Here is a 26022-nt window from a genome sequence, read left to right as displayed (position 1 = left end):
CTTAGCATATTCACCACCCGCCTGGCGGCACCGCCGGGCCGCGCCGACCCGACCCCATGGGCCGGTGCTGCCCTAACCTCTATTGACTGAGCGTCGCAAGAGCTTTTACAAGCTAGGGCTCCGCCCGTTCGCGGCTGAATTCGTCCACTGGACGAATTCCAAGACACCGCTCACTCTGACTCAGATCAAAGACCGCCTGCGCACTCAATCCTAGGATCCGCGGAAGTTGAATCCCTGATATGAGGCCCCCATGCTTCCCCTGATGCTGATCGTACATATCTTCCTTGGCTCCACCTTTGCCGGGTCCGCTGTGATTGCGGTTCTGTCGATGGGGTATACGACGCTATACCCTATCCTGATCGCTGCCGGAGCTGGCTTTATTGCGGCGTTTCCGGTTTCGTATCTGGTGACCCGAAAGATCGCGGGATAAGGCCTGTTCGGCCCATTGTGACCAACCTCACAGCCGCATCCCGGCTGGCCTGCTAGAGTTTACCCTGCGGAACCCTAGCAGGAGGCGCAGATGTCCACATCCATGATCCCCTTCATTGCCCTCGGGTCAGCGGGTCTCTATTCCGTTGCCATGGTCGCGATGAAGTTCTGGTGGAAAATCCCAGGCCTGGGGCTTGGCCTGCTGATCGTCGCGACCCTGCTGGCCGGGGCGACGCTCGAACTCGCCGCGCTGCGCGACGAACGGTTGGGCATAATCTATACTGGCATTCTGGGGGCCGAGGTCGTTCTGATCGCCATCGCCTCATTCTTTCTGTTTGGCGAAAACTTCTCGCATCGCGAAGTGTTTGGCATTTCCCTGGTCGTGATCGGCACCGCGCTGGCCTGGGCCTAAGCGCGACAATCTGGTTAGGCTTTTTTAAAGCCTTCATGAAGCTTCCTTTAGGTAAGTTGCAACCGGCCCTCAGCCACCCAATCTGTATAAAAGGCCAGCGAAAGGCCCAGTGCAGGAGGTGAGCCAGTGACAGCAAATTCAACTATCGAAGCGGTAAATGCCCCTTCATTTAGGTTGGCTGCGTGGGCTGGCGCAAGATCCTTGGGCTGTATGTAATCTTGAATTTGCGTAGCCTGCGCGATCGAACGAGTTCCGGGCTCGTCTCTGGTCTCCAGGTGAACTGAAGCGTCTCTGGTCCGGTTGGAATTTAGGGGGTACTGGCTGCGAATTGCCGCAGCGCTTAGTAGGTAACCCAACCGGGTCGGAGCGCTTCTCAAATTCAGAACAGGCTTTCAGCGCAAAATGCGGGCAGGTGGCCCTGATTGGTCAGAAAATGCCTCGGTCCTCGGAGGCCGTGGCCAAAGAGCGACCCGTTCAAGGCGGGTTTGATTCGAAATATCAGGGATCGGATCGGCGCAATCGCTCACCAAAACCCCCAGAAGGGTCGTGCAGCCCGTTTGCGCCTGCAGAAAGAGTCCAAAATCCCGGGCCAAGCACGCAATTTCACTTGTCCATTGGCAACTCTGCGCAGGAACGTAGAATCTAGAGTTATCCACATCACTCTCCAGCGAGATATCAACAGTTTATCCCCGGCTATTTTTTATGCTGCAGTGCTATTTTCTTGCCCGTTTATGACCGCGATGTAACAGTCAGGTTACCGCAGAGGTTCTTAGGATCCTGGGTGGGACGCAAAGGCCAAGGGGGTCGCTGCGGTGAAGGGAAATCTTAGGATTTTGTTCTACTGCAAAGACTTACCGGTGCGTGATCCGCTGATTTGGGCGTCAAGTTTGAAACAGGTGATCAAGCTCTCAGAAGGTTAATGCGTGCTGTGCGGGGCCCTCGGGCTCTGTTCAGCGGCTGTGGCCCCTTAGGGGGACAAAGCAACTGGATCGAGACGTCCCTCGGGCGTGTCGAACCGGTAAGGCGTCAGGGGTGTCCTTTGGGCACGTGCAAAGACCGCGTCTGCGCACCTGACGCCTTTTCCTTTTTCCGGGCCCCGGATTCATACAGGCAGCGATTTAATTCCCCCTAAAACGGGAACGGGGTTCTTGCGTTTAAGCAAGAACCCCGTGATCGTGTCAGAAATGCAATGCCGCGTCTATGCACCTGTGTCCGCAAGGATAGCGGGTGCGGGTGCAGAGGGCAACTATATCTTGTATGTCGCCCGATCTTAATCGCTACATTCCGAAAGGAATCAGATGTTTTCCTGAACCTCGGTGGCTGCGCCCTGAATTGCGTCACCTGCTTTTTCAATATCTTTACCGGCGCCTTTAGCGGTTTCACATGCGGCGAGTGTGCAAAGGGCCAGTCCAATAAGTGCGGCTCGGATCATAGGTCTCTCCTTTTGTATAAGTCCCGATTTTCGTAGCAGTTTTGCTAATGGTGAACCAGAGTTTTGAACCGGCAATCTATTCTTTACGAAAAAGCGGCCCGATGGCGGCGGTTACCAGAAAGATCACAGCTGCGGCGCAGACGATGCTGGGCCCGGCCGGAGTGTCGGCAAGATACGCACCGCACAGCCCGACAAGGGAGGCAGCTGATCCGATGATGGCGGCCCCGAACGCCATATTTTCAGGTGTTTTCACCAAAGACCGCGCGCCGGCTGCCGGGATGACGAGCAGGGCGGCAATCAACAGAACCCCTACCACTTTGATTGCCACGGCAACGGCCAGAGCCATGGTCAGCGTCAGCCACATTTCCTCGCGCTTTGGGTCAATGCCCGAGGCATAGGCCATGTCCGGGTTCAGGGTGGCCACAAGCAGGGCCGACCAGCGCCAGATCATGACCGCCAGGATCAATGCGCCGCCGCCCCAAATGGTCGCCAGATCGCCTTTGGTGACAGCCAGGATATCACCAAACAGAAAGGCATTTAAATCCAGCCGGACGTCGGACAGCAAGGCGACGGTGACTAGCCCTGCGGCCAGGGCTGTATGCGCTATTACGCCTAGTAATGTATCCATCGCCAACCCCTTGCCACGCAAAAGCGTGACGGTAAGTCCCATGGCAAGCGCTGACGCCACAATCGACGGCAGCATCGGAAGCGAAAATGCCAGAGACAGTGCCACACCCAGAACAGCCGCGTGCGCTGTGGCTTCGCCCAGATAGGCCATCCTGCGCCATACCACAAAGCACCCCAAAGGGGCCGCCGCGAGTGCAACGCCAATACCCGCCAGCGCCGCACGAACCATAAAATCGTCTAACATCAGTTGGTTGTTTCCTGGTCGTGGTGGTGGTCATGGTCGTGCGAATGGCTGTGTTGATGTTGGTAAAGGGCCATCATGCCCTTGGTTCCGCTGCCAAATAGGGCCCGGTATTCGGGTGCGTCCGCGACGGTATGAGGCGACCCCTCGCAGCATATATGTCCGTTCAGACATAGCACACGGTCTGAGGCCGCCATGACAACGTGCAGATCGTGACTGACCATCACGATCGCGCAACCAAGGTCGCGTCTGACCTGCTCAATGCGTTGATAAAAGGCAGCTGCACCCGGTTGATCCAGGCCTTGCGTCGCTTCATCCAAAAGCAAGACCTGAGGATCATCAAGGAGTGCGCGCGCCAGCAGAACTCGTTGAAATTGACCGCCCGAAAGTTGGGTCATTTGCCGGTTGCGCAGATCCGGGACGCCCGCTCGTTCTAGTGCATCCAGCGCTTTGCGGGCCGAGATCCGTTTGGGTAAGCCCAGGAAACGTTGCACGGTCATCGGTAAAGCGGCGTCCAAAGCCAGTTTTTGCGGGACATAACCGATGCGCAGGCCGGGTGCGCGGCTTACCTGGCCTTCTGATGGGGTAATGGCCCCAATGATCGCCCGTAAAAGAGTCGACTTACCAGATCCGTTGGGCCCCACAATGGTTACGATCTCTGCTTCGGAAACTGCCGCATTCACATGTTCAAGGATCGTGCGGCCGTCGATCCGAATGGACATGTTTTTCAATGAAATAAGGGGGGTATTCATGCCGCCGACCCTACGCATTCGGGACATAGGCCCTCGGCCTCGACCACTACTCGTTCGATTTGAAACCCCGAGGTGTTCGCCGCAGCGCCCAATCGACCCTGTGTCAGCTCGGTTTCCGTTTCAGCCACTGCTTTGCAGGACCTGCAGATCAGAAACGCGGGGACATGGTCATGGGTCGGGTGGGCGCAGGCTGTATAGGCATTCAGTTGCTCGATACGATGCACGAACCCGTTTTGCACAAGGAAATCCAGTGCACGATACGCGACCGGAGGTTGCGACCCGAGCCCTTCTGCAGCTAGCACAGCCAGGATATCATATGCGCCCATTGCTCGGTGCTTTTCCAACAGGATCTCAAGAACACGGCGTCGGACAGTGGTGAACTGCAGGCGCTTTGTTCTGCACTTGTTTTCGGCCTGAGACAGCGCAGTGTGAACGCAGTGGGCGTGATCGTGTTGTCTGAATCCAACGGTGCTCATGACGGGGCTCCAATGATTTTGAACTTGATATGTAATAACGTCCGGATTAACAAGCGCTCAACGAATGTAATAACATATCAATTTGGAGGGAAAATGTTCCGATCTACACTATATGTGTGCTCACTTGCGTTTGCGGGCCAGGCAATCGCCGAGGCGCCAAGCGTGGCCGTCGATATTGCGCCTGTCCATTCGCTGGTCGCCCGGGTGATGGACGGCGTGGGTGAGCCCAGCTTGATCATTCCACCCGGCGCGTCTCCGCATGATCACGCGATGCGGCCTTCTGAGGCGCGGTCTTTGCAGTCCGCCGAGATCGTATTCTGGACTGGAGAAGAGCTGACCCCTTGGCTGGCTAAACCCTTGGGTGCGCTGTCGCCGGATGCACTGCATGTCTCTTTGTTGGATGCCGATGGAACGATACTCTATGATTTTCGCGATGCGACCGATGGTGCGGATCATGATGACCATGCAGATCACGACGACCATGCGGACCACGCAGATCATGACGACCATGCGGACCACGCAGATCATGACGACCATGCGGACCACGCAGATCATGACGACGAACATGACCATGATCACAAAGGGATCGATCCTCATGCCTGGCTGGATCCCGAGAATGCGCGTATCTGGGTTCAAGTGATTGCTGCAACACTCTCACAGGCGGACCCCTCAAACGCCGAAACTTATCAGCAGAACGCTGCAACCGCAGATCGGGAACTGGTTGAGCTGAAAGAAAAAATTATAACAGATCTGACAGATATGCAGACGCTGTCATTCATAACGTTTCATGATGCCTATCAGTATTTCGAAAAGCGATTTGGGCTGGAGTCATCCGGCGCAGTCAGTCTTGGCGATGCGTCCTCTCCCGGGCCGGCGCGATTGGCGGCTTTGCGTGAAAAGGTTGAGCATGAAGGAATTGTTTGTGCCTTTTCCGAGCCGCAATTTGACACAAGGCTGGTGCGGACAGCGATCGAAGGAACCGGGGCCACGATCTTTGAATTGGATCCCGTAGGCGTGAGTTTTGACACGGGAATTTCGCACTATGATAGTTTGTTAATGGCCATGTCCGCCGGCTATCAAGACTGTTCCAAAAGTAAGTCGTAAGTAGCCGGGACAGCGGATTGCTCTTATTCTTCGTTGCAAAAGAGTTCGTAGACAACCTCTAACATCCGGCGTGGCCGTTCATCGGCAAGTCTATAAAAGATCGCCTTGCCTTCGCGGCGAGGCGTCACCAACCCTTCAAGTCGCAACCGCGACAGTTGTTGCGAAACAGCGGCTTGCCGCGCCGAAAGCAGCTCTTCCAGTTCTGTTACTGACTTTTCTCCCGATACCAGGTGGCACAGGATCATGAGACGCCCTTCGTGGCTGATGGCCTTGAGGAAATTTGCAGCATGCGTTGCATTTTCAACCATTTTGTCGAAATTTTCCGGAGATGTTTCCTGAGAAAGTTGTGGAAGGGCCATCCTCTGTTTCCTTACCAGCCCACACTTTGGGCGCCTGTTTGTGTTGCTGCCTGGAGAAGGTCGCAAGTCAGCTAGTTATGAACATTTACTCTCATATGCATGAATCAAAATGAGGTGAGGGGAAAAGGGGAACTTGTGAGAGTTCGACGCAGATTTCGACTTTGAAGAGCGTATCGCTTTAGTCACCGCTGAATATCTATTTGCATTTGCAGGGCATGAAGTTTCCTGCACCCCTTGCAGCCCCACTGTGGCGATACTAAGACTCAGGTAACAGATTTTCGGGTAGTGTCCCGATCCATAGCAAAGCAGGCAGGTTTCTTATGTTCGATCCCGTTGACACATACATGAACACGCTTGTCCCAATGGTCGTTGAGCAGACCAGCAGGGGTGAGCGCGCATATGATATCTTCTCGCGCCTTCTGAAAGAGCGGATCATCTTTATCAACGGCCCGATCCACGACGGGATGAGCCATCTTGTGGTTGCTCAGCTGCTGCACCTTGAGGCGGAAAACCCGAACAAGGAAATCTCGATCTACATCAACTCGCCGGGTGGCGTGGTCACCAGCGGTTTGTCGATTTACGACACAATGCAGTATATCAAACCGAAATGTTCCACATTGGTGATCGGTCAAGCGGCCTCGATGGGGTCGGTTCTGCTGGCCGGTGGTGAGAAGGGTATGCGCTTTTCCCTGCCGAACAGCCGCATCATGGTGCACCAGCCCAGTGGCGGATATCAGGGGCAGGCAAGCGATATCATGATCCACGCAGCTGAGACGCAAAAGCTGAAGGATCGCCTGTATGATATCTATGTACGCCATACTGGACAGACCAAAAAGGCCGTTGAAAAGGCGCTGGACCGTGACAACTTCATGAGCCCGGAAGAGGCTAAGGAATGGGGTCACATCGACGAGATCGTTGAAAACCGCGCCAAGATGAGCGGCGAAGAGAGCTAAGCCCAGACCCCTCGTATCGCCGATACGGGGGGTATTTTGAGATTGTAGCCGCCACAGTGCTGGCCTAAGCTGCACGAACAGGCGCAAGCGCGGCCCCGCAAGGGGCATAGGATGGAGCCCGAAAGGTAGATCATGGCGACGAATTCAGGCGGTGACGGCAAAAACACGCTCTACTGCAGCTTCTGTGGCAAAAGTCAGCATGAGGTGCGTAAGCTGATTGCAGGTCCGACCGTGTTCATCTGTGATGAATGCGTCGAGCTGTGTATGGACATCATCCGCGAAGAGACGAAAGCCAACGGGCTGAAATCTTCTGACGGAGTGCCGACGCCGAAAGACATCTGCGAAGTTCTGGACGATTATGTGATCGGTCAGGCTACGGCCAAGCGGGTTCTGTCAGTGGCGGTTCACAACCACTATAAACGATTGAATCACGCTCAGAAGGCCGGCAGCGATATCGAGCTGGCCAAATCCAACATCCTGTTGATCGGCCCGACAGGCTGCGGCAAGACGTTGTTGGCGCAAACTCTGGCGCGCATTCTGGATGTGCCCTTTACCATGGCCGATGCGACCACGCTGACCGAAGCCGGTTATGTGGGCGAGGATGTCGAAAATATCATCCTCAAACTGTTGCAGGCCAGCGAATACAATGTCGAACGCGCGCAGCGCGGCATCGTTTACATCGATGAGGTCGACAAGATCACGCGCAAATCCGAGAATCCCTCGATCACGCGCGACGTGTCGGGCGAGGGCGTGCAGCAGGCGCTGCTGAAGCTGATGGAAGGCACCGTCGCCAGTGTTCCGCCGCAGGGTGGACGCAAGCATCCGCAGCAGGAATTCCTGCAAGTGGACACGACGAATATCCTGTTCATCTGCGGTGGTGCCTTTGCGGGTCTGGATAGAATTATCGCACAGCGCGGCAAAGGCTCGGCCATGGGCTTTGGTGCTGATGTGCGGGACAATGATGACCGCGGCGTGGGTGAGATTTTCAAAGAGCTGGAGCCTGAAGACCTGCTGAAATTCGGTCTGATCCCGGAATTTGTCGGACGTCTGCCAGTTCTGGCCACGCTTGAGGATCTCGACGAGGATGCGCTGGTCACCATTCTGACAAAACCCAAGAACGCGCTGGTCAAACAGTATCAGCGTCTGTTCGAACTGGAAGATGCCGAGCTGGGCTTTACCGACGATGCGCTCAAGGCAATCGCCAAACGCGCCATTGAACGCAAGACCGGTGCTCGCGGGCTGCGCTCGATCCTTGAAGACATCCTTCTGGACACGATGTTCGAATTGCCTGGCATGAAGAACGTGACCGAAGTTGTCGTCAATGAAGAGGCTGTATCCTCGGACAAGCAGCCGCTGATCATCTATGCGGATGCGGCGGAATCAGCTTCGGCCGGGTAATCACTGAATTTGAATTGCAACAGATGGCGCGGTGATCCCGCGCCATTTTGTGTTTGGGAGGGCAGGATGACGATAAGGCGAATTTCCTCGGGCGGCCAATATGAGGCCAAAGTCGGCTATTGCCGGGCAGTGGTTGCAAACGGTTTTGTCTTTGTTGCCGGGACCTGCGCACAAGGCGAAATCATTCCCAAAGATATCGTCGGACAGTGCAAATCCGCGCTGCAGGCGATTGAAAAGGCCTTGGATGAGGCTGGATCAAATTTGGCGCATGTGGTTCGGGTAAACTACTACCTTCCGGACATGTCAGAATTTGAACTGTGCTGGCCCTTGCTGGTTGAGGCATTTGGTGAAAACCCGCCGGCGGCGACAGTGACCGAATGCAACCTGATCACGCCAGAGGACCGCATCGAGATTGAAGTGACCGCAGTTTTGCCGGATTGATGCGCAACGTTACCCTAGCACTGGACCTTGGCGGACCTTTGGTCCATATCTGCAGAGACAAAAATGCCGGAGGCAGCCGATGGGAATCCTGAACAGTCTTTTGCGCGCCGTGACCTGGTGGAACGGGGCCACCCTGAACACCCAGATTTACACCGCGCGCAAAGGCGTGAAAGTCGGTGAAGATAATGAAGGCAATATGTTTTATCGTACCGCGGATGACAGCAGGCGTTGGGTGATCTTCAACGGCGAGGCCGAGGCCAGCAGGGTTGATCCCGATTGGCACGGTTGGTTGCACCGCACCTGGGACGAACCGCCAACCGATAAACCTCTGGCACATAAATCCTGGGAAAAACCGCATCAGGAAAACCTGACAGGAACCGCGCTTGCTTATGCACCGGCGGGGTCTTTGCGCCGCCCGGATCCGGTCGAGCGTTCGGATTATGAGGCCTGGAACCCGGAATAAGACGAGGCGAGCAATGTCATCTTACAAAGTTTCAGAAGTTTTGGTCGGAGGCGCCGTCCTGGCCGGGGCAATAGCGTTTGGCGTCTATGCGAGCCAGTCGACAGGCCTGTCCCAGGGCGGTTCTGGTTATGAGCTTAACGCCTCTTTCCGCTCGCTCGAAGGCGTCGGCGTCGGAACGGACGTGCGGCTTGCCGGGGTCAAAATCGGCACCGTGACAGGAGTGGCCCTGAACCCGGAAACCTACCGGGCGGACACGACTTTTGCGATTTCTGATGGAATTTTAGTCCCCGATGACAGTGCTATCGTGATCTCATCCGAAGGGTTGCTGGGTGGTAACTTTGTAGAAGTCATGCCAGGCGGATCGCTCTTTAACTTTGAACCGGGCGATCAGGTCGAGGATACACAGGGCGCAGTCAGCCTGATTTCGCTTTTGGTTAAGTTCGTCGCCGGAGATGGCGGCGAATGAAGCGATATGCTCTGATCGCGGCAATACTGGCAGCCTCTGGGGTAGCGGCACAGCAAAAGGTTCAATCTGGACCGGGTGCAATGCTCAGAGGGCTGGATAAGGTCAATGGCCAGACCGTTGATGTCGAACTGCAAAACGGCCAATCCAAGACAGTCTTTGGGCTGGATGTCGCACTGGGTGATTGCCGCTATCCTGCAGATAACCCAACAGGGGACGCGTTTGCCTACCTGACCATTTGGGAACAAGGCGGAACGGATCAGCTGTTTGACGGGTGGATGATTGCCACCTCGCCAGCCCTGAATGCGCTTGATCATTCGCGCTATGACGTCTGGGTGATCCGCTGTATCACGCCATCCGGCGATTGATCGAGATCAGCAGAGAAATCTGCTGCAATAGTCACTGCCTCTTCCAGCGCGTTCCGATACTGTGCCCGCGGCACCTCAATCGCGCCGAGCGAGGCGAGATGCGCGGTTAAAAACTGTGTATCGAACAGTTTGAACCCGCAGGACCGCAACCGGTCGACCAGATAAGCAAGCGCAATTTTTGAGGCATCCTTGCGTCGGGAAAACATGCTTTCGCCAAAGAAGGCAGCGCCAAGAGTAACGCCATAAACGCCCCCAACCAAATTCGGGCCGTCCCAGATTTCCAGCGAATGGGCGTGACCGGATTGGTTCAGCTTTTGGTAAAGGGTGCGAAGTTCCTGATTGATCCAGGTATCCGTGCGATCAGCGCAGCCATCAACAACGCCGGCAAAATCCCTGTTGATTGACACCGTGTACCCACAGTTCCGAATCCTGCGGGCCAAGCTGCGTGAGATGTGGAAACCGTCCAGAGGGAAGATGCCGCGAAACTTAGGATCAACCCAGAACAGGTCCGGATCATCGCGATGTTCAGCCATCGGGAAGATACCGATGGAATATCCATGGAGCAGTAATTCCGGGGAAAGGCTCATGCCAGGCGCCTCAGGGTCGGAAAGCGGTAACCTTCCGACCCAGCTGAGTTAGTCGGCCATATTCTCCGCAAGCCAGTGCTCCAGCCAGTGGATGTTATAATCACCGCTTTGGACGTCACTTTCTTGCAGAAGTGCGTGGAACAAGGGAACCGTCGTGTCGATTCCGTCCACGATCAACTCTCCCAATGCGCGTTCCAGACGGGCCAGTGCTTCGGGTCGGTCGCGGCCCTGCACGATCAGTTTGGCGATCAGTGAGTCGTAGTAGGGCGGGATCGTGTACCCGTCATACAACGCTGAATCCATCCGCACACCCAGACCGCCCGGCGCATGGTAGGCCGAGATTTTTCCGGGGCAGGGTGAGAAGTTTGGCAATTTCTCGGCGTTGATCCGAACCTCGATGGCGTGACCATTGATTTTCAGATCATCCTGACCGAATGACATTGGCTGACCAGCGGCAACGCGGATTTGTTCGCGCACCAGATCTACGCCAAAGATGCCCTCAGTGACCGGGTGTTCGACCTGTAGGCGGGTGTTCATCTCTATGAAATAGAAGTCGCCATTTTCGTACAGAAACTCGATCGTACCTGCACCGATATAGTTGATCTTGGCAACCGCATCGGCACAGACCTTACCGATCCTTGCGCGTTCTTCGGGGGTGATGCAGGGGCCGGGTGCCTCTTCGAATACCTTTTGGTGGCGGCGCTGCAGGGAACAGTCGCGCTCGCCCAGATGAACCGCTTGGCCCTTGCCATCGCCAAAGACCTGAATCTCGATGTGGCGCGGCGTGGTCAGGTATTTCTCAATATAGACCTCGTCATTACCAAAGGCGGCTTTGCCTTCGGCGCGCGCAGTCATAAAGGCGCTTTCCATCTCATCCGCACTCATCGCGACTTTCATGCCGCGTCCGCCGCCACCGGCGGTGGCCTTGATGATGACAGGATAGCCGAATTCTTCACCGATCCGCTTGGCTGCGGCCAGATCCGGCACGCCACCATCTGAACCAGGCACACAGGGAACGCCCAAGGCCTTCATCGTGTCCTTGGCGGTGATCTTGTCCCCCATCACGCGGATATGCTCAGCGGTGGGGCCAATGAAGGTGATGTCGTGATCTTCGACAATCTGCACAAACTCGGCATTTTCAGACAAAAAGCCGTAGCCCGGGTGGATCGCCTGAGCGCCAGTGATCTCGCAGGCTGAGATGATCGCAGGCACCGACAGATAGCTTTGAGGGCTGGGCGGGGGGCCGATGCAGACCGATTCGTCCGCCATGCGTACATGCATCGCGTCACTGTCTGCGGTTGAATGGACGGCGACTGTCTTAATCCCCATCTCGCGTGCGGCGCGGATGACGCGCAGGGCGATCTCGCCTCGGTTGGCAATCAGGATCTTGTCGAACATGGGGCCGCCTTACTCAACAATGACCAGAGGAGTGCCGAATTCCACAGCATCGCCATCACCCACCAAAATACGCTTGATAGTGCCGGATTTAGGCGCGTGGATGTGGTTCATGGTTTTCATCGCTTCGACGATCAGCAGCGTGTCGCCTTCGGAAACACTGGCACCGACGGAGATGAAGGACGGCGCACCCGGCTCGGGCTGCATGTACACGGTGCCGACCATGGGCGAAGTCACAGCGCCCGGATGGCTGGCTGGATCGTCACTTGCTGTGGGTGCTTCAGCTGCTGCTGGTGCGGCTGCCGGGGCTGCGGCTGGCGCGGCCGCCGGGACCGCAACCTGGACCGGAGCGGCGACGGGTGACATGCGGCTAACGCGTACGTTCAAGCTGTCATCTTCGCCATAATCACGCTTTACCTGCAACTCGGTCAGGTCGTTTTCCCGCAGCAGTTCGGCCAGTGCCTTGATAAACGCCACATCCGCTTCGTGTTTGGTATCTGTCATGAGTGTCCTCGACGGTTCCCCTTTGGCCCGTCTGTTTCGCGCGGGCTTTGGTCTGATTACGCAGCGTTATAAGCTAAGCGTACGGCCATGAAAAGCACAGTCTCGGCCTGTCAGATGGGGGTTTTGCTGAAGATTACCAGTGGTAAACAGCGTTACAGCGGCATTCCGGAGAGTTTCGCAACCAGTTCAGGCAGTTTACGTGCCCCGAATTTTTCAAGCAGCCGCGCACGGTAGGCTTCGATTGTACGATAGCTCAGGTTTAGTTCCGCACCGATTTCCTTGGCCGACAAGCCCTTGCAGGACAGAATGGCAACCTCGCGCTCACGGCTGGTTAGCTCGACCAAAGGGCGTTCCTCGGAAATATCCGAAAAACTCCAGATGCCATGGCGGAATGGATCTTCAGGCGTTAGCGAACGTCCGCGCGCGCGGCACCAGAATAAGTCGCTATCGCGGCGACGCATGACCCTCTCATCCGTGTAATATCCGGTGTCGCGCATGATTTGCAGGCTCCGTGCGCCGATACGTTCCCAATCTGCGACAGAAGGGTAGAGGTGTAGCAGGGGCATGTTGCGGTAATCGGCCTCTTCACCGCCGAAAGTGCGTGCGAACTGCAGATTGCACCGGCGGATCACGCGGTTCTCCAACTCGACCAATCCGATCGGCGCATATTCAAAGGCTGGGTCGCTCATATGTCCATGGTGCAGGTGTTTTGCCGAAAATAGAAGGGGAAGGCCTGTGATTTTCGAAATATGCAAATGGGTTACACCGTGGACCGGGTGTTTGGAATTGCGGGATGCGTTTGTGAAGAAAGTAAATTGCTCAAGAAAATTAATTGCTAAAGACTTATATTTAAATAATAGTTTTGAAAATGCTTCTGAGGTTGACCAAAGGAGCCAGCGGAAAAAGAGGAAATTTTGCGGGACACGTTAACAGGCAGCCGTATTCGCGAAAGGCGTCAGATCGCAGGATTGCGTCAGGCCCAGCTTGCACGGCAGGTTGGAATCTCGGCATCCTATCTGAACCTGATCGAGCATAACCGCCGCAGGATCGGAGGAAAGCTGCTGGTGGATATCGCTGCGGCCCTGACCGTTGAGCCTTCGGTGTTAACCCAGGGGATCGAGGCGACGCTGATTTCTGCGCTGCGCGAGGCTGCGGCAGATGCTGTTGGCCAGAAAGCCGAGGTGGACGGGCTTGAGGAATTCGCAAGTAGGTTTCCAGGGTGGGCGGGCGTTTTGGCGCAAATGCACAGCCGAGTGGTGTCGTTAGAGCGAACGATTGAAACCCTGTCGGATCGTTTGACCCACGATCCGCATCTGGCGGCATCCATGCACGAGGTCCTTTCGACAGCCGCCGCGATTCGTTCCACCGCTGCCATTCTTGCTGAAACGCAAGAGATTGAACCCGAGTGGCAAGACCGATTCCACCGGAACCTGCACCAGGATGCCGAACGCCTGGCCGATAGCTCCAAATCGCTGGTGGCCTATCTGGATGATTCCGAGGGGGCCGAGGATCGTCGCGGGGTCCCTCTGGAAGATGTCGAAGCGTTTTTTGACAGGCATGATCACCATTTCCCGGAAATCGAATCCGGAGGCGGGAGCGCAGATGTTAATCTGAATGAGATTGATTCCTCTGCTGCGCGAAAAGTGGCGCGGGATATTCTGGACGTCTACGAATCCGACGCTCGGCTTTTGCCTCTGGATGCGCTCAAAGGGGCTTTGGATCGGGGAGTTACAGATCCTTTGCTTTTGGCAACAGAGTATTCAGTCGACATCGCCACCGTGCTGAGGCGGCTGGCCACCTTGCCCAAAGGGTATTTGTCGCGCCCGACCGGGCTGGTGATTTGTGATGCCTCGGGCAGCATTTTGTTCAGCAAATCGGTGCCCGGTTTTGCCATGCCCAGATTCGGCGAGGCGTGTCCTCTGTGGCCGCTGTTTCAGGCGCTGAACCGGCCGCTGGTTCCGATCCGAAAACGGATCGTCCAGCTGGGGCGAACGGCCGCGGAATTCGATTGTTATGCCTATGCCTGGCCGCAATCCATTTCCGGCTATGACGATGCGCCTGTTTATCGTTCGGTCATGCTGGTTCGATCCGTCGAAGAAAGCCCTCTGGGCAGTCAGGCGGTTGCCCATGTTGGCCCAAGTTGCCGTGTATGTCCCAATAAGGACTGTGAATCGCGCCGAGAGCCATCGATTCTGAGCGAAGGTTTTTGACAGTTTCGTGACACTGCGCATAAGCTGTTTCGGACAGGTTGACAGTGGTGCAGCCCGTCTCGGGGAGGAATGAAATATATGAGCCGAAAGGTTCTGTTGATCGAGGATGAGCCGAACATTGCTGAAGCCATTCGGTTTTTGCTGACCCGCGAGGGATGGCAGGTTGAAACGCATGCTGAAGGGACGGATGCGCTGCTGGTGATTCTGGGTGCGAAGCCCGATCTTGTGATTCTGGATGTGATGCTGCCGGGCAAAAGCGGGATGGAGATTTTGCGCGACTTGCGCGAACTCGAAGAGCTGCGAAATCTTCCGGTTCTGATGCTAACGGCTCGTGGCCAATCGAAAGATCGTGAGATGGCCGAGAATGCAGGGGTCAGCCGGTTCATGACAAAGCCGTTTTCCAATGCAGAAGTTCTGACCGCCGTCCGCGATTTGCATGCGCAGGCCTCGCGGTCATGAGCATGCAGGACGACCGCCAACCATCTGGTGCGCGGCCGTCGCTGTTTCTTGAGCGTCAAAGTTACCGCCGACGCAGGCTGACCGACGCCGCCCGTTTATTGCCCATATTGGGGGCCGCGCTGATTGCGATTCCGTTGCTGTGGCCGCGTGGGGGCGATGCAGCGGACGGAGTGCCGCTGTCTTCTGCGATTCTCTATATCTTCACATGCTGGGCGGTTTTGATCGTTGCCAGCGTCCTCTTTGGGTTCGCCGCAAGACGCATATCAACCGGCGATGATTCCGAGCCAGGTCAAGACTGATGGCAACGCTGAACGTGCTGATCCTGGTTTGTTTGGGCTATGTGGTGCTGTTGTTCAGCGTCGCATTCGCCGCCGACAGAATGGCCGCGGCGGGCAGGGGGGCGTGGCTGCGATCTCCGTTGATCTACACGCTGTCGCTGTCGATCTATTGTACCGCCTGGACCTTTTATGGCGCGGTAGGGAACGCCGCCCGGTCGGGGCTGGAGTTCGTAACGATCTATCTGGGCCCCACGCTGGTCATGATCTGTTGGTGGTGGGGATTGCGCAAGCTGGTTCGGGTTGGCCGCAGCCAGAGGGTGACCTCAATCGCTGACCTGATTTCGTCTCGCTATGGCAAGTCGAACACTCTGGCGATTTGCGTCACAATTCTGGCCGTGTTGGGCGGGACACCCTATATTGCGCTGCAACTTCAATCCATTACGCTGTCATTCTCAATCTTTGCCGAGGCCGACCCAAGCGGTCTTTACCGCGAAGGGTCCAGTGTGTTCTGGGTTGCGGCGGGGCTGGCGGTGTTCGCCATTCTGTTCGGTACCCGCAATCTGGATGCCAACGAACGCCATCATGGCGTTGTCACGGCCATCGCATTGGAATCTGTCGTTAAACTTTTTGCGCTGCTGGCCGTGGGCATTTTCGTTGTCTGGGGTATAGCCGGAGGAGTCAGTCCGATGATGGACCGCATCGATGCCTCTGAGATCGGGCAGTGGAATGTGAATGCCGGACGCTGGACCACGTTTATTTTTCTATCGGCTGCGGCCTTTGTGTGTCTACCGAGGATGTTTCAGGTGATGGTGGTGGAGAACGCCGATGAAGGGCATCTGAGGACAGCCGCATGGGCCTTCCCCCTGTATCTGCTGTTGATGAGTCTCTTTGTCGTGCCAATCGCGGTCGTAGGATTGGACCTTTTGCCCGAAGGATCGAATCCGGATCTGTTCGTGCTGACGGTGCCCCTGTCGCAGGGCAATGAATGGCTGGCGATGCTGTCCTTTATTGGCGGCTTTTCATCCGCCACATCGATGGTGATTGTCACGGCAATGGCCCTATCGACCATGGTGTCAAATCACGTCGTGATGCCGATCTGGTTTAGCCGGCAGGAGGGCGCTGGCGCCGTATCCGGTGATGTCCGCAATGTGGTTTTGCTGTCCCGGCGGATTTCAATCGCCGTGATCATGGTGCTTGGGTTTTCGTATTACCGCATCTCCGGCGGCGGGGCTGCGCTGGCGTCGATCGGTCTGGTGGCCTTTGCCGGGATTTCCCAGATTTTGCCCTCGCTGGTTGGGGGGCTGTTCTGGCGCGGGGCGACGCGAACAGGCGCTTTGGTCGGGCTGACGGTCGGGTTCTTGTTGTGGATCTACACGCTGTTGTTGCCCGGCATGGGCAGCGCGATTATGTCGGATAGTGTCCTGCAGAACGGACCGTTCGGATGGGGCTGGTTGCGCCCGCAGGCCTTGTTCGGGATCGACGGAATGGACCCGATGGTGCACGCGGTGTTATGGTCGCTTTCTCTGAACACATTGGCATTTTGCGCGGCCTCTTTGCTGAGTTTTCCAAGCCCGCTCGAACGTTTGCAAGGGGCGCAATTCGTCAACGTATTCGACCATTCGGTCGCGCTGCGCGGTTGGACCGGATCGGTAGCGCAAAGCGAAGACCTGATGATCATGACCCAGCGCATTTTGGGCGCAGGTCCGGCGCAAGAGTTCTTTCAGGCGCAGGCGGAACAGCAGGGTGGGCGTTCCAGCCTGCCCGAACCTACGCCTGGGTTTTTGGAGCGGTTGGAACGTGAACTCAGCGGCTCGGTCGGGGCGGCGACAGCGCATGCGATGATCGGGCAGATTGTTGGTGGTTCCTCCGTTTCGGTCGAGGATTTGCTCGCTGTGGCCGACGAATCCGCGCAGATGTTGGAATACTCCAGCCAACTGGAAGCGAAATCCGCTGAACTCAGCCGTACGGCGCGTCAGTTACGTGAAGCAAACACCAAACTGACCCAGATTTCCGAACAAAAGGACGGGTTCCTTAGCCAGGTCAGCCACGAATTGCGAACCCCCATGACCTCGATCCGGGCATTTTCCGAGATCATGCGGGATACCGAAGGTCTGACCAGCGAAGAGAGAACGCGTTACGCTGCCATCATCCATGACGAGGCGCTTCGGTTGACACGGCTGCTGGATGACTTGCTGGACCTGAGCGTTCTGGAAAGTGGACGAGTCAATTTGAACAAGAGCGGTGACACCCTGCGGTCGGTTTTGGATCGTGCTGTGTCCAGTGCCTTGGCTGGAACCAGCCAGAAACTAACCGTCCGGCGGTCGAAAACCTCCGAACGCGTTCTCCTGCATACGGATTTGGACCGTCTGGGGCAGGTGTTTATCAACCTGATTTCGAACGCTCAGAAATATTGTGATGCCAAAGAACCGGTTCTGACCATTTCCGCGCATGATGTCGGGGGGCAGGTCGTCATTGATTTTGCTGATAACGGCACTGGCATTCCTCCAGATGCCCGGCAGATGGTTTTTGAGAAATTTGCCCGCGTCGGAGGCGACAAGGCAGGTGGTGCGGGGCTGGGATTAGCGATCTGCCGTGAGATTATGCAAAGACTGGGGGGCGATATCAGCTACTTGCCCGGCCATGGTGGGGCTGCGTTCCGGGTCAGGCTGCCACAGGCCTACCGACAGGCTGCGCAGTGACGGCTGTATAAACAGGTTGGTAACTATCGCCGGGTTAGACCTGAAAGAGAATGCAGGAACAATCAGCGGTTTTAGGCATGACGCAATCTGTCAGCGCGGCTCTGGCGCGCAAGCTTTCGATCAGTCAGGAGGAAAAGGGTGACAAGCCTCGCTCGATCCTCCGTGCGCTGCGTCTGGCTTTTGCGCGCGCGGCAGAAGATCGTTTGCAGATGCCGTTGTCGGTTATTGGCGCCAAACAATCCTGTCGGCCACCAGGTGGGCTGACACAGTCTTTGGATGAGGATTGGATATTGCTGCTCTTTTCAGGCTCTGACAGCAGCTTGTCTGCGATCTGCATGGATATAGGGTTAGTGTCGGCTGTCGTGCAGGCTCAGACAATAGGCGAGGTGATGCCCGGAGCGCCTTCTGCGCGGGGGTTCACCGATACGGACGCGGCCATGGTGTCCCCTTGGATCGAAGAGGGGCTGTCTCGCGCGGCATCACTTGTCGAAACGGCGAGTGACCGCATGTGCCTGATCGGTTTTGAATATGCTTCGCGCCTTGCAGATCTGCGAACTTTGACCCTGGCGATGGTGGAAGAGGAATACCGAGTTTTTGAACTGACAGTCGAACTTGGCGGTGGGCTGAGACAAGGTCAGCTTTCAGTACTGTTGCCCATCCGACCGGCTGAAACGGCCGAGACGGAGGTGATTCATGATGAGCCAGAGGGCAGGCTTGATCAGGCATCGGGCGTGTTGAGGGCAGATTTGAATACGGTGGTCTGCCGGATGCCCTTGTCTCTGGCGACGCTTACAGAACTGGCGGTGGGGGATGTGTTGCCATTGATCGGGGCGCGGCTGGATCGTACCGAGATTGTGGCGATCGACCGCAGCCGGGCCGCGATCGGACGACTCGGCCAATGCGGAGGGCTGCGTGCGGTGCGCCTGAACGAAACCTACCAAACTCAGACATTTTCCCAGCCCGAAGCAAATGAGTTCCTTGAGGCGAGTTCAGCCAGTATACACGAAGAGGGGCCAACCGAACACGGGCAGGAAATAATGCCATTTTCCCCCGGCGCGCTGGGCCAAGAGGGGACAGAATTGAACCTCGAGAATTCGGAACACATGGTTGCCGAGATATCTCAACTGGCTGGTTTATCTGGGGATGAAAGCGCGCTGAAAGGCAGTTAGCAGACGGCTCAAGTCACTGATCTGCGTATTTCTTCCAAGGTTGGACGTAGGTTGTCCAACACATAGCCTGCCTTGGTCGTCGCCTGAAGGATGTCTTCGGTGCTCATGCTTTCGCACTGCCCCAATGCCCAGATCACAGAACAACGCGTGCCCGATGCACAATATGCGAGTACCGGACCGGCACAGGATTCTGCCAGGTCACGTTGCAAGGAGACGTTTTCGGGCGTCATGGTCTGATGCGTCAGCTCTAGCACTTCGTATTCCAACCCGGCAGCACGCACGGCCTGTCCGATAGCATCTGACTGGAGATCCTCGGGAACTTCGCTGTTCGGCCGGTTGCAGATCACTTTGACAAAGCCTGCCTCGACAATAGTGGGAACATCCTCGACCGAAATTTGCGGCGAGACGGCATAGCGGGGGGTTATCGGTCGAATCTCCATGGCTACTGCTTAGGTCGCGTTTACGGTTCTGTCCAGTTTTGCACCTACGGCAGGAGCGGCATACATCCCTGCGAGCATGGAAACCAGAAACACAACGCCTCCGGTTCCGCCATACGTAAGAGACGCGATGGCTGGACCGGGACACAGTCCCGCTAATCCCCATCCCATGCCAAACATGACCGATCCGATGATAAGGCGGCGATCCAGTTCATGCTGAACCATCGTCGGGAATTTCCCACCCGACAGCGGTTTGCGATCTGGAACCAGTCTCCATGCGATCATCATGGGCACAATGGCGCCCCCCATCACAAATGCGAGTGTCGGATCCCAGTTGCCGAAAATATCCAGCCACCCCTGAACCTTGGTTGTGTCAGTCATGCCGGAAATCAACAGGCCTGCTCCGAACAAGGAGCCCGAAAGAAGCGATATCAGATTGCGCATCAGATCACCCCCCAGACATGGCGAAACAAGGCCAGCGTCACTGCCCCGGCCGCAATGTAAAGGATCGTTGCCACGATCCCGCGCACCGAAAACCGGGAAATGCCGCACACCCCATGTCCAGAGGTGCACCCGTTGGCAATTCGTGTCCCGATACCGACAAGCAGCCCAGCCCCGATCACAACCGTCAAATTCGAGGTCAGGTTTGTCTGCGGCCCCGGCGACAAAAACAGGCTTAGCATCAACGGCGTCCCAATCATCCCAGCGAGGAAATACAGCCGCTCGGCCGAGCGGTCAGAGCGATCGACAAGCCCTCCCAGGATACCGCTCGCCCCCATTACACGACCGTTTCCAAGCAGGTAAACTGCTGCGCCAAGACCAATCAACAGGCCGCCTACCAGTCCCCATATCCATTCTGAATACACTGATTTGTTCCCCCAAGAAGTTCGGCTCTAGCCGTCTAAAGTTTGTTCACTGGTAGTTTCAGGAACACGTCGCCATTCTCATCCTCAGGCGGCATCTGACCCGCCCGCATATTGACTTGTAAAGAGGGCAGGATCAGCCGCGGCATGGCCAAAGTGGCATCGCGGGCGTCGCGCATTTCAACGAATTCCTCGATAGGTCGACCTTGCCCGATATGCACGTTCAAGGCTTTTTGCTCTTCAACAGTTGTTTCCCACGCAAACTCGTCCCGCCCTGGAGCTTTGTAGTCATGCCCGACAAAGATGCGTGTCGCATCCGGCAGTGAAAGGATCCTCTGGATCGAGTTGTACAAATCTCCGGACGATCCGCCGGGAAAGTCGCATCGCGCTGTGCCAAAATCCGGCATGAACAGCGTGTCTCCGACAAATGCCGCGTCGCCGATGACATAGGTCATGCAGGCGGGTGTATGCCCGGGGGTGTGCAAGACGTCGCCTCTCATTTGACCGACATGAAATCCGTCGCCGTCGCGGAACAAGGCGTCGAACTGGCTACCATCGCGCTGAAACTCGGTACCCTCGTTGAAAATTTTCCCGAAAGTTTCCTGGATGGCGACGATTTGATCACCGATGCCAATCTTGCCTCCGAGTTTCTGCTGCAAATAGGGGGCTGCTGAAAGGTGGTCGGCATGGACATGGCTTTCCAGAATCCATTCGGTTCGCAACGAATTGGATTGGACATATCCGATGATCTCATCCGCAGATCGCGTATTGGTCCGGCCGGATGCGTGATCGAAATCCAGAACACTATCTATGATCGCGCAGGCATCGCCTTCAGGATCCTGAACCAGATAAGACACCGTGAATGTCTCGGCGTCAAAAAATGCTTTCACTTTGGGCGTCATGGTTTCCTCCGCCGGTTAGGTCTTAGTCATATATTAATAACGGAATGTGAAGCAATCAACATTTGGTGATTTGATGCCGGTCAAGGCAGAAGCGGCAAAGTTGGGCTAAAATTCTGGCATCCTGCGAAAGCGCGCCGATGTTAGGGGGCGGTCGGGCGAATTTTCGCGCGATAGAATAACTGAGTGATGTAAGTCTTAAAACCGTTACTAAACTATAGGTAACTGATGACATTTGGGAGGATGGATATGCCGAGAATAGATTTGTATTCCGAAGCCGAACAACTTGAGAAAAAACTGAAGGGCGCCAGTGTTGATACCCGCCTTGCCCTTCAGCCCAGTGTCACAAAGGTCATCGAGAAGATGCGTCTGCAGGGTGTTGAGGTTCCTGCGCGCCTGCGTCGCCTGGATGCGGCCCTGTGCGAGGACGTTATGGAAGCGCGTTTCGACAATCTGCCGGTTTGATGGCCGCAGTCAACCGAACGAGATTCCAAGTATAACCAGCATCAGACCTATCACCGACAAAAAGAGCGCGCCCATGTTCCAGGGCAGCACCCGTTGAACAACGGCGCGCAATTCATCGTCAGACAGGCCGGATTTGCGGGCTTTCATGACATGCAGAATGCACCAAACCAGCCCAGCCAGGCCGATAAGTGACAGGGCGGCACCGCCCCAGGTGATGAATTCGAACATCGTTTTCCATCTTTCAACGTCTGACCTGAGCGCTTAACTGATCGCGCTGGCCCGCACAAGCGAGACTGGTTTTTTGCATGCTTGCGGCTTGGCTCGCACCGATGTATCCCGCTTGTTGCCCACCTTTTCAGCATGACAAACCAGCCTCTGGGAGAGACTTAGATGGAAGAGAATACCGAAGATCAGGCCGCCGCGAATTACCGTGTAACCGCGGGTGAGCTGCGCCAGTTCATCGAACGGATCGAGCGTCTGGATGCGGAAAAGAAAGATTTGGCGGAGCAACAAAAAGAAGTGATGGCCGAGGCAAAAGCGCGGGGCTACGACACCAAGGTCATGCGGAAAGTGATCGCATTGCGCAAACGTGACAAAGACGACATTGCCGAGGAAGAGGCGGTGTTGGAAATGTACAAAGAAGCGCTGGGAATGTAACGGCTGCTTTCCCGCTATAGACTCAAGGTCTTAGAACCTGCACTCCGGGCATGGACTCAAGTCGGTCCATGTCCTGCGCATATAATTCTGCAAACGCGTCGACGATTTCCATGCTCCAATCTGGCAGATCAAGCTCTTCTGTTGTGAGCTCGGTTTTGGCGTGTTCCTCCAAAACCGTGGCAAGGTCGTCACGCAAATGTTCGTCCTGTTCCAGGCTTTGATCAATCAATGCCAGACCTTTGGATTTGCCTGAATCGTCTAGAAGTGACAGCAGTAAATCAAACTCGTCAACCAGCGTGTTGTCCGGGGGGAGGGCCGCGATTGCACGGATTATATCTCCCCAGATCAGAGGTGCGTCCTCATTGCTCCAGAGTGTGATTTTGACATTGGGCGCAAGATCTCTGATGTCCTCGACCATGCTGATCCAGCTGAGGCAGCTGATATCGGTACTTCGCATTTTGTCGAGGCGACTCTGTTCAGGTAGCGACATCAAAGCTTTGGGAATAAATCTGCCAGGGCTTAAAAAACCCATACAAAGCTCAATTTCGTGGTCAGGAAAGGACTTTTCAAGCAACTCCATTCGGCGTCCCGCATTTGGGTATAGCTGCCCGTCGTCCAGTGCATTTCCAACATCGCCTGCAAAGCTGGCGCATGAGTAAATCAAACGATCGACCTTCGGAGCCGATCGCAACCCAGCCCGAAGCATTTCCTTTGCGGCACCGATTTCATCCTGGTTTTCAATGGCAGCAAAGGCGGGTTCGAAAATTTGCCGATAACGGCGCGGGCCAAATACGGATGCACCATTTTGATGCAACGCGCCGGTGTTGCGTTGAAGGGACCGCAATACGAGACCTTCATCGGTGAACGCAGCACCTGCGTGGATTGCAACCTGCATATTCGGTTTTTACCCTCGCGTTCGTGCACATTATCTGCTGGGTTACAGGCTGTACTCCGCACAGTCAAACCAGGCGGAGTAAAATCTCTGGGCCAGACCCAGTGCCATGAATACAGAAAATCGTTAAGCGGCGGCAAAATTCTGTCTTGAAGTCCGTAACAAGAGGCATTAATCGACACCAAGTGCCCCTATAGCTCAGCTGGTAGAGCAACTGATTTGTAATCAGTAGGTCCGCGGTTCGAGTCCGTGTGGGGGCACCATTTCACTCTAAGATTCTTTCTATTTCTTGATTTTCCAAAAGTCAGAATGATTGGGACAGCGCAGGCGAATTGCGTAACGAAGAGTTTTTCCGAGGACTTTTTCTGATGACCTGCGTAAATGGGGTGGTGGTCAAAGGCGGCGATTGAATTTCCGCAAGTTGCATCGGCGAAACGCATTGTGTTCATAGCCTTATGGCCTTACTGGTGCTTTCAGCCTAAAAACTGGCCCAACGCGCTGTGCGGGCGTGATGGAATGGTAGACATATCAGACTTAAAATCTGAAGGGCGTATGCCCGTGTGGGTTCGAGTCCCACCGCCCGCACCACCTCTGCCACCCTGATTGATTTTCAAGTCTCGATGCAGCGGAACCTCTCCCGATTTGCTTTGGTTCGGGTTCGGCGGGAATTGAATACCGGGATTGGTCCAGCGCAAAAATCGGTGTCCTGCATTAAATGTCCAATATCTATCCAGTCTAAGGTGAGGGCCTGTCAGGCTACACCTTCCAGTTCCTGCATGTTAGCATCCCGTAAATTTCTTCAGGAGACACCATATGCCGTTGACCGTAAAACAAATGATGGAAGCTGCGAACTCCACCGTCGAGCGAATCCAGAGAGCCAAAGCGGTCGAGATCCTGGAGCGAGGTGGCCTGCTTCTGGACATCCGCGATGCAGCGGAATTGCAGCAGACAGGGCGTGCTTCGGGGTCACATCATATCCCGCGCGGTATGTTGGAATTTCGGGCCGATGACACTCTGCAATCACATGATCCAGAGCTTCGCAAAGATCGCCCAATTGTCTTGTATTGTGCCTCGGGTGGCCGCGCTGCCCTTGCGGGAAAACTGTTGCAGGACATGGGGTATGAGCAGGTCTATAACCTGGGTGGCTTGGTCGATTGGGTGAATGGCGGGGGCGAAGTCGCCTAGCCAATAGGAAACGCCAGAACCCGAGCTGTGATCGTTCGAAAGGTCAGGTCAGGCGTTGAGGAACGTCCTGACGGCGGCCTCGAACTCACGCGGTTTTTCCGCATGCAACCAATGTCCTGCACCAGGTATTTTTGCAAAACGTGCCGAAGGGAACATTCCGCGGATCACAGAGCGATGTTCAGGCAGCACATAGTCGGACTCCCCCCCGGACAAAAACAGTGTTTGACCACCCCAGGATGCGTCTATTTCAGGAAATCCCATGATCTTGGGCATTTCAGAGGCCAAAGTATCCAGGTTCAAAAGCCAACGCTGTCCGTTGATGTCGAGTGACTGCGTGAAAAAGCTCTGAAGGGCTTTTTCGACTCCGTTGTCGGCCAGTTGTTGTTCAGCGTCCGAGCGACGCTCGACCCGGGAAAGGTCCACCGCGCGCATCGCTTCAATAAACTGAATCTGACTGTGGCTATAGGCCACCGGGGCGATGTCTGCCACCACCAGTTTGCGCAGCTTTGCGCTGTGCAGCAGGGCTAAAGTCATGGATGCCTTGCCGCCCATCGAATGTCCGACGACATCTGCCTGTCCGCCGAACTGGTCGATGACTTCGGCCAGATCATTCGCCAGATCGGAATACCTATGGTCATGCGTCCACATGCTGTTTGCGTGGTTGCGCATATCAACCGCCACAACTTGCCGCTCGTCAGATAGCCGGCGGGCGATGACCCCCCAGTTCCGGGCCGAGCCATATAGGCCATGGGCGATCAGCAAAGGGGGCCTGTCGGTTGGTTCACCATGTATGATCGTGTTCAGCATATAGCCGTGATACCCGCCGCAATCTGAAACGGCCAGCCCCATTGTGGCTCCTATTCCACATGGGTAAACTGTCAGCTCAGGAGGCCGCAGCATGCCGCAAGACACAGATATACAAACCCAAATTGCGCAGACCATACAGCTGTTGCGTGACAAGTTGGGTGTGCGCGACAAAACGCTGACCGCCTCGGTCAAAAAGGCCAAAAGGCAACTGCCGCGCCGGATATACAAACAGGCAATGGTTCTGGCACAAGCAGAGCAGATGGCGGCCCATCCAAAACTGCGACTTGTGCTGGACAATCCGAAACTGATCCAGGCCTCGGAAGAGGTGCAAAAACATCTGGGGGGTATCAATTTGGCGGATCGGCGGATGGGGTGGTTTCTGGGAATGCTGGGCGGGCTGACTTTTAACCTGTTGGCCTTTTCTGCTTTGTTGCTGATCTTCATGATGTGGCAGGGGCTTATCTGACCACAAAAAAAACGGCGCCGGGTTGGCGCCGTTTTGTTCTTGGATGACTGAATTCTTACAAGTTTGGATAGATAGGGAATCTGGCGCAGAGGTTTGCGACTTCGGTTTTGACTTTGGCCTCGACCTCACCGT

At 55.8% G+C, this 26022-nt stretch carries 34 protein-coding genes and 2 tRNA genes; 20 read left to right on the top strand and 16 right to left on the bottom strand.

Annotated features, from left to right (window positions below; translation table 11 throughout):
* Positions 1-250 precede the first annotated feature (250 nt).
* Together AC2FHX_RS18970 and AC2FHX_RS18965 are read left to right on the top strand one after the other, a co-directional pair.
* Positions 251-430: a CTP synthetase gene (locus AC2FHX_RS18970; RefSeq protein WP_142638109.1), complete on the top strand. Its 180-nt coding sequence runs from the start codon at positions 251-253 to the stop codon at positions 428-430.
* A gap of 90 nt (positions 431-520) precedes the next feature.
* Positions 521-841, top strand: coding sequence for a hypothetical protein (locus tag AC2FHX_RS18965; RefSeq protein WP_142638110.1), 321 nt, complete (start codon positions 521-523; stop codon positions 839-841).
* 1294 nt (positions 842-2135) lie between these two features.
* On the opposite strand, the gene AC2FHX_RS18960 is transcribed toward AC2FHX_RS18965, so the two are convergent.
* From AC2FHX_RS18960 to AC2FHX_RS18945, 4 genes are all read right to left on the bottom strand, one after another.
* The gene (locus tag AC2FHX_RS18960; protein WP_142638111.1) at positions 2136-2273 is read right to left on the bottom strand and encodes an entericidin A/B family lipoprotein; all 138 of its coding nucleotides are present in this window, start codon (positions 2271-2273) and stop codon (positions 2136-2138) included.
* A gap of 76 nt (positions 2274-2349) precedes the next feature.
* Positions 2350-3144, bottom strand: a complete 795-nt coding sequence (locus tag AC2FHX_RS18955; protein ID WP_496703383.1) for a metal ABC transporter permease — start codon at positions 3142-3144, stop codon at positions 2350-2352.
* On the bottom strand, positions 3144-3893 hold the full coding sequence (locus tag AC2FHX_RS18950; protein WP_496690139.1) for a metal ABC transporter ATP-binding protein: 750 nt from the start codon (positions 3891-3893) through the stop codon (positions 3144-3146). The genes AC2FHX_RS18955 and AC2FHX_RS18950 overlap by 1 nt, the downstream gene beginning before the upstream one ends.
* Positions 3890-4369, bottom strand: coding sequence for a Fur family transcriptional regulator (locus AC2FHX_RS18945; RefSeq protein WP_142638114.1), 480 nt, complete (start codon positions 4367-4369; stop codon positions 3890-3892). The genes AC2FHX_RS18950 and AC2FHX_RS18945 overlap by 4 nt, the downstream gene beginning before the upstream one ends.
* Positions 4370-4462: 93 nt before the next feature.
* On the opposite strand from AC2FHX_RS18945, the gene AC2FHX_RS18940 reads away from it, so the two are divergent.
* On the top strand, positions 4463-5473 hold the full coding sequence (locus tag AC2FHX_RS18940) for a zinc ABC transporter substrate-binding protein (RefSeq protein WP_496703385.1): 1011 nt from the start codon (positions 4463-4465) through the stop codon (positions 5471-5473).
* Between the two features lie 23 nt (positions 5474-5496).
* Here the strand turns inward: AC2FHX_RS18940 and AC2FHX_RS18935 are convergent, their stop codons facing one another.
* Complete coding sequence (locus AC2FHX_RS18935) at positions 5497-5832, bottom strand: ArsR/SmtB family transcription factor (RefSeq protein ID WP_142638116.1); 336 nt, start codon at positions 5830-5832, stop codon at positions 5497-5499.
* Between the two features lie 320 nt (positions 5833-6152).
* Between AC2FHX_RS18935 and AC2FHX_RS18930 the strand changes: the two genes are divergently transcribed.
* The 6 genes from AC2FHX_RS18930 (at position 6153) to AC2FHX_RS18905 (ending at position 9918) form a co-directional block, all read left to right on the top strand.
* Positions 6153-6785, top strand: coding sequence for an ATP-dependent Clp protease proteolytic subunit (locus tag AC2FHX_RS18930; RefSeq protein ID WP_271950384.1), 633 nt, complete (start codon positions 6153-6155; stop codon positions 6783-6785).
* Between the two features lie 132 nt (positions 6786-6917).
* On the top strand, positions 6918-8183 hold the full coding sequence (clpX, locus tag AC2FHX_RS18925) for an ATP-dependent Clp protease ATP-binding subunit ClpX (RefSeq protein WP_142638118.1): 1266 nt from the start codon (positions 6918-6920) through the stop codon (positions 8181-8183).
* A gap of 66 nt (positions 8184-8249) precedes the next feature.
* Positions 8250-8624, top strand: a complete 375-nt coding sequence (locus AC2FHX_RS18920) for a Rid family hydrolase (protein ID WP_142638120.1) — start codon at positions 8250-8252, stop codon at positions 8622-8624.
* Between the two features lie 79 nt (positions 8625-8703).
* A complete protein-coding gene (locus tag AC2FHX_RS18915) occupies positions 8704-9087 on the top strand; it encodes an NADH:ubiquinone oxidoreductase subunit NDUFA12 (RefSeq protein WP_271950379.1) in 384 nt (127 codons plus the stop codon).
* A 13-nt stretch (positions 9088-9100) separates the two neighbouring features.
* Complete coding sequence (gene mlaD / locus AC2FHX_RS18910; protein ID WP_496703388.1) at positions 9101-9553, top strand: outer membrane lipid asymmetry maintenance protein MlaD; 453 nt, start codon at positions 9101-9103, stop codon at positions 9551-9553.
* A complete protein-coding gene (locus AC2FHX_RS18905) occupies positions 9550-9918 on the top strand; it encodes a DUF2155 domain-containing protein (RefSeq protein ID WP_142638127.1) in 369 nt (122 codons plus the stop codon). The genes mlaD and AC2FHX_RS18905 overlap by 4 nt, the downstream gene beginning before the upstream one ends.
* Here the strand turns inward: AC2FHX_RS18905 and aat are convergent.
* The 4 genes from aat to AC2FHX_RS18885 all read right to left on the bottom strand — a co-directional run bounded on the left by aat (position 9873) and on the right by AC2FHX_RS18885 (position 13093).
* Positions 9873-10505: a leucyl/phenylalanyl-tRNA--protein transferase gene (gene aat / locus AC2FHX_RS18900; protein WP_496703390.1), complete on the bottom strand. Its 633-nt coding sequence runs from the start codon at positions 10503-10505 to the stop codon at positions 9873-9875. The two genes, AC2FHX_RS18905 and aat, sit on opposite strands and share 46 nt — an antisense overlap.
* A gap of 48 nt (positions 10506-10553) precedes the next feature.
* Positions 10554-11903 (bottom strand): acetyl-CoA carboxylase biotin carboxylase subunit, encoded by a 1350-nt coding sequence (gene accC / locus AC2FHX_RS18895; protein WP_271950374.1) that lies wholly within the window; start codon positions 11901-11903, stop codon positions 10554-10556.
* 9 nt (positions 11904-11912) lie between these two features.
* Positions 11913-12404, bottom strand: coding sequence for an acetyl-CoA carboxylase biotin carboxyl carrier protein (accB, locus tag AC2FHX_RS18890; RefSeq protein ID WP_142638133.1), 492 nt, complete (start codon positions 12402-12404; stop codon positions 11913-11915).
* Between the two features lie 152 nt (positions 12405-12556).
* Entirely contained in the window at positions 12557-13093 is a 537-nt protein-coding gene (locus tag AC2FHX_RS18885; RefSeq protein WP_142638135.1) for a helix-turn-helix domain-containing protein, read from the bottom strand.
* Between the two features lie 222 nt (positions 13094-13315).
* Here AC2FHX_RS18885 and AC2FHX_RS18880 point away from each other — a divergent pair, with 222 nt between their 5' ends.
* The 5 genes from AC2FHX_RS18880 (at position 13316) to AC2FHX_RS18860 (ending at position 19219) form a co-directional block, all read left to right on the top strand.
* Positions 13316-14614, top strand: coding sequence for a helix-turn-helix domain-containing protein (locus tag AC2FHX_RS18880; RefSeq protein WP_496703402.1), 1299 nt, complete (start codon positions 13316-13318; stop codon positions 14612-14614).
* 78 nt (positions 14615-14692) lie between these two features.
* Positions 14693-15073 (top strand): response regulator transcription factor, encoded by a 381-nt coding sequence (locus AC2FHX_RS18875; RefSeq protein ID WP_496703392.1) that lies wholly within the window; start codon positions 14693-14695, stop codon positions 15071-15073.
* Positions 15070-15372 carry a hypothetical protein gene (locus tag AC2FHX_RS18870; RefSeq protein ID WP_281973229.1) on the top strand — a complete coding sequence of 101 codons (303 nt, stop codon included), beginning with the start codon at positions 15070-15072 and terminating at the stop codon, positions 15370-15372. Before AC2FHX_RS18875 ends, AC2FHX_RS18870 begins: the two co-directional genes overlap by 4 nt.
* Positions 15372-18050, top strand: coding sequence for an ATP-binding protein (locus AC2FHX_RS18865; protein ID WP_496703393.1), 2679 nt, complete (start codon positions 15372-15374; stop codon positions 18048-18050). Before AC2FHX_RS18870 ends, AC2FHX_RS18865 begins: the two co-directional genes overlap by 1 nt.
* Before the next feature lie 50 nt (positions 18051-18100).
* A complete protein-coding gene (locus tag AC2FHX_RS18860) occupies positions 18101-19219 on the top strand; it encodes a FliM/FliN family flagellar motor C-terminal domain-containing protein (protein WP_496731100.1) in 1119 nt (372 codons plus the stop codon).
* An 8-nt stretch (positions 19220-19227) separates the two neighbouring features.
* Here AC2FHX_RS18860 and AC2FHX_RS18855 read toward each other — a convergent pair whose 3' ends face one another.
* Genes AC2FHX_RS18855 through AC2FHX_RS18840 form a run of 4 tightly spaced genes read right to left on the bottom strand, consistent with a single transcriptional unit; the run spans position 19228 to position 21421 of the window.
* Complete coding sequence (locus AC2FHX_RS18855; RefSeq protein WP_496703397.1) at positions 19228-19659, bottom strand: protein tyrosine phosphatase family protein; 432 nt, start codon at positions 19657-19659, stop codon at positions 19228-19230.
* A 9-nt stretch (positions 19660-19668) separates the two neighbouring features.
* Positions 19669-20100 (bottom strand): DUF6691 family protein, encoded by a 432-nt coding sequence (locus tag AC2FHX_RS18850; protein ID WP_496698102.1) that lies wholly within the window; start codon positions 20098-20100, stop codon positions 19669-19671.
* Positions 20100-20522 (bottom strand): YeeE/YedE family protein, encoded by a 423-nt coding sequence (locus tag AC2FHX_RS18845; protein WP_496692838.1) that lies wholly within the window; start codon positions 20520-20522, stop codon positions 20100-20102. The genes AC2FHX_RS18850 and AC2FHX_RS18845 overlap by 1 nt, the downstream gene beginning before the upstream one ends.
* Before the next feature lie 35 nt (positions 20523-20557).
* Entirely contained in the window at positions 20558-21421 is an 864-nt protein-coding gene (locus tag AC2FHX_RS18840; protein WP_282022110.1) for an MBL fold metallo-hydrolase, read from the bottom strand.
* A 246-nt stretch (positions 21422-21667) separates the two neighbouring features.
* Between AC2FHX_RS18840 and AC2FHX_RS18835 the strand changes: the two genes are divergently transcribed.
* The gene (locus AC2FHX_RS18835) at positions 21668-21883 is read left to right on the top strand and encodes a hypothetical protein (protein ID WP_142638155.1); all 216 of its coding nucleotides are present in this window, start codon (positions 21668-21670) and stop codon (positions 21881-21883) included.
* A gap of 9 nt (positions 21884-21892) precedes the next feature.
* On the opposite strand, the gene AC2FHX_RS18830 is transcribed toward AC2FHX_RS18835, so the two are convergent.
* Positions 21893-22111 carry a carboxymuconolactone decarboxylase family protein gene (locus AC2FHX_RS18830; protein ID WP_142638212.1) on the bottom strand — a complete coding sequence of 73 codons (219 nt, stop codon included), beginning with the start codon at positions 22109-22111 and terminating at the stop codon, positions 21893-21895.
* A gap of 162 nt (positions 22112-22273) precedes the next feature.
* On the opposite strand from AC2FHX_RS18830, the gene AC2FHX_RS18825 reads away from it, so the two are divergent.
* Positions 22274-22540: a DUF2312 domain-containing protein gene (locus AC2FHX_RS18825; protein WP_142638157.1), complete on the top strand. Its 267-nt coding sequence runs from the start codon at positions 22274-22276 to the stop codon at positions 22538-22540.
* A gap of 22 nt (positions 22541-22562) precedes the next feature.
* Here AC2FHX_RS18825 and AC2FHX_RS18820 read toward each other — a convergent pair whose 3' ends face one another.
* Entirely contained in the window at positions 22563-23120 is a 558-nt protein-coding gene (locus AC2FHX_RS18820; protein ID WP_281973223.1) for a hypothetical protein, read from the bottom strand.
* Between the two features lie 499 nt (positions 23121-23619).
* Here AC2FHX_RS18820 and AC2FHX_RS18815 point away from each other — a divergent pair.
* The 3 genes from AC2FHX_RS18815 to AC2FHX_RS18805 all read left to right on the top strand — a co-directional run bounded on the left by AC2FHX_RS18815 (position 23620) and on the right by AC2FHX_RS18805 (position 24617).
* Positions 23620-23695, top strand: a tRNA-Thr gene (locus tag AC2FHX_RS18815).
* A 239-nt stretch (positions 23696-23934) separates the two neighbouring features.
* Positions 23935-24020, top strand: a tRNA-Leu gene (locus tag AC2FHX_RS18810).
* 225 nt (positions 24021-24245) lie between these two features.
* Positions 24246-24617 (top strand): rhodanese-like domain-containing protein, encoded by a 372-nt coding sequence (locus tag AC2FHX_RS18805; RefSeq protein ID WP_142638196.1) that lies wholly within the window; start codon positions 24246-24248, stop codon positions 24615-24617.
* 48 nt (positions 24618-24665) lie between these two features.
* Here AC2FHX_RS18805 and AC2FHX_RS18800 read toward each other — a convergent pair whose 3' ends face one another.
* Positions 24666-25424, bottom strand: coding sequence for an alpha/beta fold hydrolase (locus AC2FHX_RS18800; protein WP_496731114.1), 759 nt, complete (start codon positions 25422-25424; stop codon positions 24666-24668).
* Positions 25425-25515: 91 nt separating this feature from the next.
* Here AC2FHX_RS18800 and AC2FHX_RS18795 point away from each other — a divergent pair, with 91 nt between their 5' ends.
* Positions 25516-25890, top strand: coding sequence for a hypothetical protein (locus AC2FHX_RS18795; RefSeq protein ID WP_281973222.1), 375 nt, complete (start codon positions 25516-25518; stop codon positions 25888-25890).
* Positions 25891-26022: the final 132 nt, after the last annotated feature.

The sequence above is a fragment of the Ruegeria sp. CDSC042 genome (assembly GCF_059610745.1).
Note: the sequence above shows the minus strand (reverse complement) of the source record. Positions and strands in the feature narration are given on the sequence as shown.

Bases quoted from the DNA above. Each gene is read 5' to 3' on its own strand.
- AC2FHX_RS18970 (WP_142638109.1), top strand. From the start codon at position 251: ATGCTTCCCCTGATGCTGATCGTACATATCTTCCTTGGCTCCACCTTT.
- AC2FHX_RS18965 (WP_142638110.1), top strand. From the start codon at position 521: ATGTCCACATCCATGATCCCCTTCATTGCCCTCGGGTCAGCGGGTCTC.
- AC2FHX_RS18960 (WP_142638111.1), bottom strand. From the start codon at position 2,273: ATGATCCGAGCCGCACTTATTGGACTGGCCCTTTGCACACTCGCCGCA.
- AC2FHX_RS18955 (WP_496703383.1), bottom strand. From the start codon at position 3,144: ATGTTAGACGATTTTATGGTTCGTGCGGCGCTGGCGGGTATTGGCGTT.
- AC2FHX_RS18950 (WP_496690139.1), bottom strand. From the start codon at position 3,893: ATGAATACCCCCCTTATTTCATTGAAAAACATGTCCATTCGGATCGAC.
- AC2FHX_RS18945 (WP_142638114.1), bottom strand. From the start codon at position 4,369: ATGAGCACCGTTGGATTCAGACAACACGATCACGCCCACTGCGTTCAC.
- AC2FHX_RS18940 (WP_496703385.1), top strand. From the start codon at position 4,463: ATGTTCCGATCTACACTATATGTGTGCTCACTTGCGTTTGCGGGCCAG.
- AC2FHX_RS18935 (WP_142638116.1), bottom strand. From the start codon at position 5,832: ATGGCCCTTCCACAACTTTCTCAGGAAACATCTCCGGAAAATTTCGAC.
- AC2FHX_RS18930 (WP_271950384.1), top strand. From the start codon at position 6,153: ATGTTCGATCCCGTTGACACATACATGAACACGCTTGTCCCAATGGTC.
- clpX (WP_142638118.1), top strand. From the start codon at position 6,918: ATGGCGACGAATTCAGGCGGTGACGGCAAAAACACGCTCTACTGCAGC.
- AC2FHX_RS18920 (WP_142638120.1), top strand. From the start codon at position 8,250: ATGACGATAAGGCGAATTTCCTCGGGCGGCCAATATGAGGCCAAAGTC.
- AC2FHX_RS18915 (WP_271950379.1), top strand. From the start codon at position 8,704: ATGGGAATCCTGAACAGTCTTTTGCGCGCCGTGACCTGGTGGAACGGG.
- mlaD (WP_496703388.1), top strand. From the start codon at position 9,101: ATGTCATCTTACAAAGTTTCAGAAGTTTTGGTCGGAGGCGCCGTCCTG.
- AC2FHX_RS18905 (WP_142638127.1), top strand. From the start codon at position 9,550: ATGAAGCGATATGCTCTGATCGCGGCAATACTGGCAGCCTCTGGGGTA.
- aat (WP_496703390.1), bottom strand. From the start codon at position 10,505: ATGAGCCTTTCCCCGGAATTACTGCTCCATGGATATTCCATCGGTATC.
- accC (WP_271950374.1), bottom strand. From the start codon at position 11,903: ATGTTCGACAAGATCCTGATTGCCAACCGAGGCGAGATCGCCCTGCGC.
- accB (WP_142638133.1), bottom strand. From the start codon at position 12,404: ATGACAGATACCAAACACGAAGCGGATGTGGCGTTTATCAAGGCACTG.
- AC2FHX_RS18885 (WP_142638135.1), bottom strand. From the start codon at position 13,093: ATGAGCGACCCAGCCTTTGAATATGCGCCGATCGGATTGGTCGAGTTG.
- AC2FHX_RS18875 (WP_496703392.1), top strand. From the start codon at position 14,693: ATGAGCCGAAAGGTTCTGTTGATCGAGGATGAGCCGAACATTGCTGAA.
- AC2FHX_RS18870 (WP_281973229.1), top strand. From the start codon at position 15,070: ATGAGCATGCAGGACGACCGCCAACCATCTGGTGCGCGGCCGTCGCTG.
- AC2FHX_RS18865 (WP_496703393.1), top strand. From the start codon at position 15,372: ATGGCAACGCTGAACGTGCTGATCCTGGTTTGTTTGGGCTATGTGGTG.
- AC2FHX_RS18860 (WP_496731100.1), top strand. From the start codon at position 18,101: ATGCAGGAACAATCAGCGGTTTTAGGCATGACGCAATCTGTCAGCGCG.
- AC2FHX_RS18855 (WP_496703397.1), bottom strand. From the start codon at position 19,659: ATGGAGATTCGACCGATAACCCCCCGCTATGCCGTCTCGCCGCAAATT.
- AC2FHX_RS18850 (WP_496698102.1), bottom strand. From the start codon at position 20,100: ATGCGCAATCTGATATCGCTTCTTTCGGGCTCCTTGTTCGGAGCAGGC.
- AC2FHX_RS18840 (WP_282022110.1), bottom strand. From the start codon at position 21,421: ATGACGCCCAAAGTGAAAGCATTTTTTGACGCCGAGACATTCACGGTG.
- AC2FHX_RS18835 (WP_142638155.1), top strand. From the start codon at position 21,668: ATGCCGAGAATAGATTTGTATTCCGAAGCCGAACAACTTGAGAAAAAA.
- AC2FHX_RS18830 (WP_142638212.1), bottom strand. From the start codon at position 22,111: ATGTTCGAATTCATCACCTGGGGCGGTGCCGCCCTGTCACTTATCGGC.
- AC2FHX_RS18825 (WP_142638157.1), top strand. From the start codon at position 22,274: ATGGAAGAGAATACCGAAGATCAGGCCGCCGCGAATTACCGTGTAACC.
- AC2FHX_RS18820 (WP_281973223.1), bottom strand. From the start codon at position 23,120: ATGGAGTTGCTTGAAAAGTCCTTTCCTGACCACGAAATTGAGCTTTGT.
- AC2FHX_RS18805 (WP_142638196.1), top strand. From the start codon at position 24,246: ATGCCGTTGACCGTAAAACAAATGATGGAAGCTGCGAACTCCACCGTC.
- AC2FHX_RS18800 (WP_496731114.1), bottom strand. From the start codon at position 25,424: ATGCTGAACACGATCATACATGGTGAACCAACCGACAGGCCCCCTTTG.
- AC2FHX_RS18795 (WP_281973222.1), top strand. From the start codon at position 25,516: ATGCCGCAAGACACAGATATACAAACCCAAATTGCGCAGACCATACAG.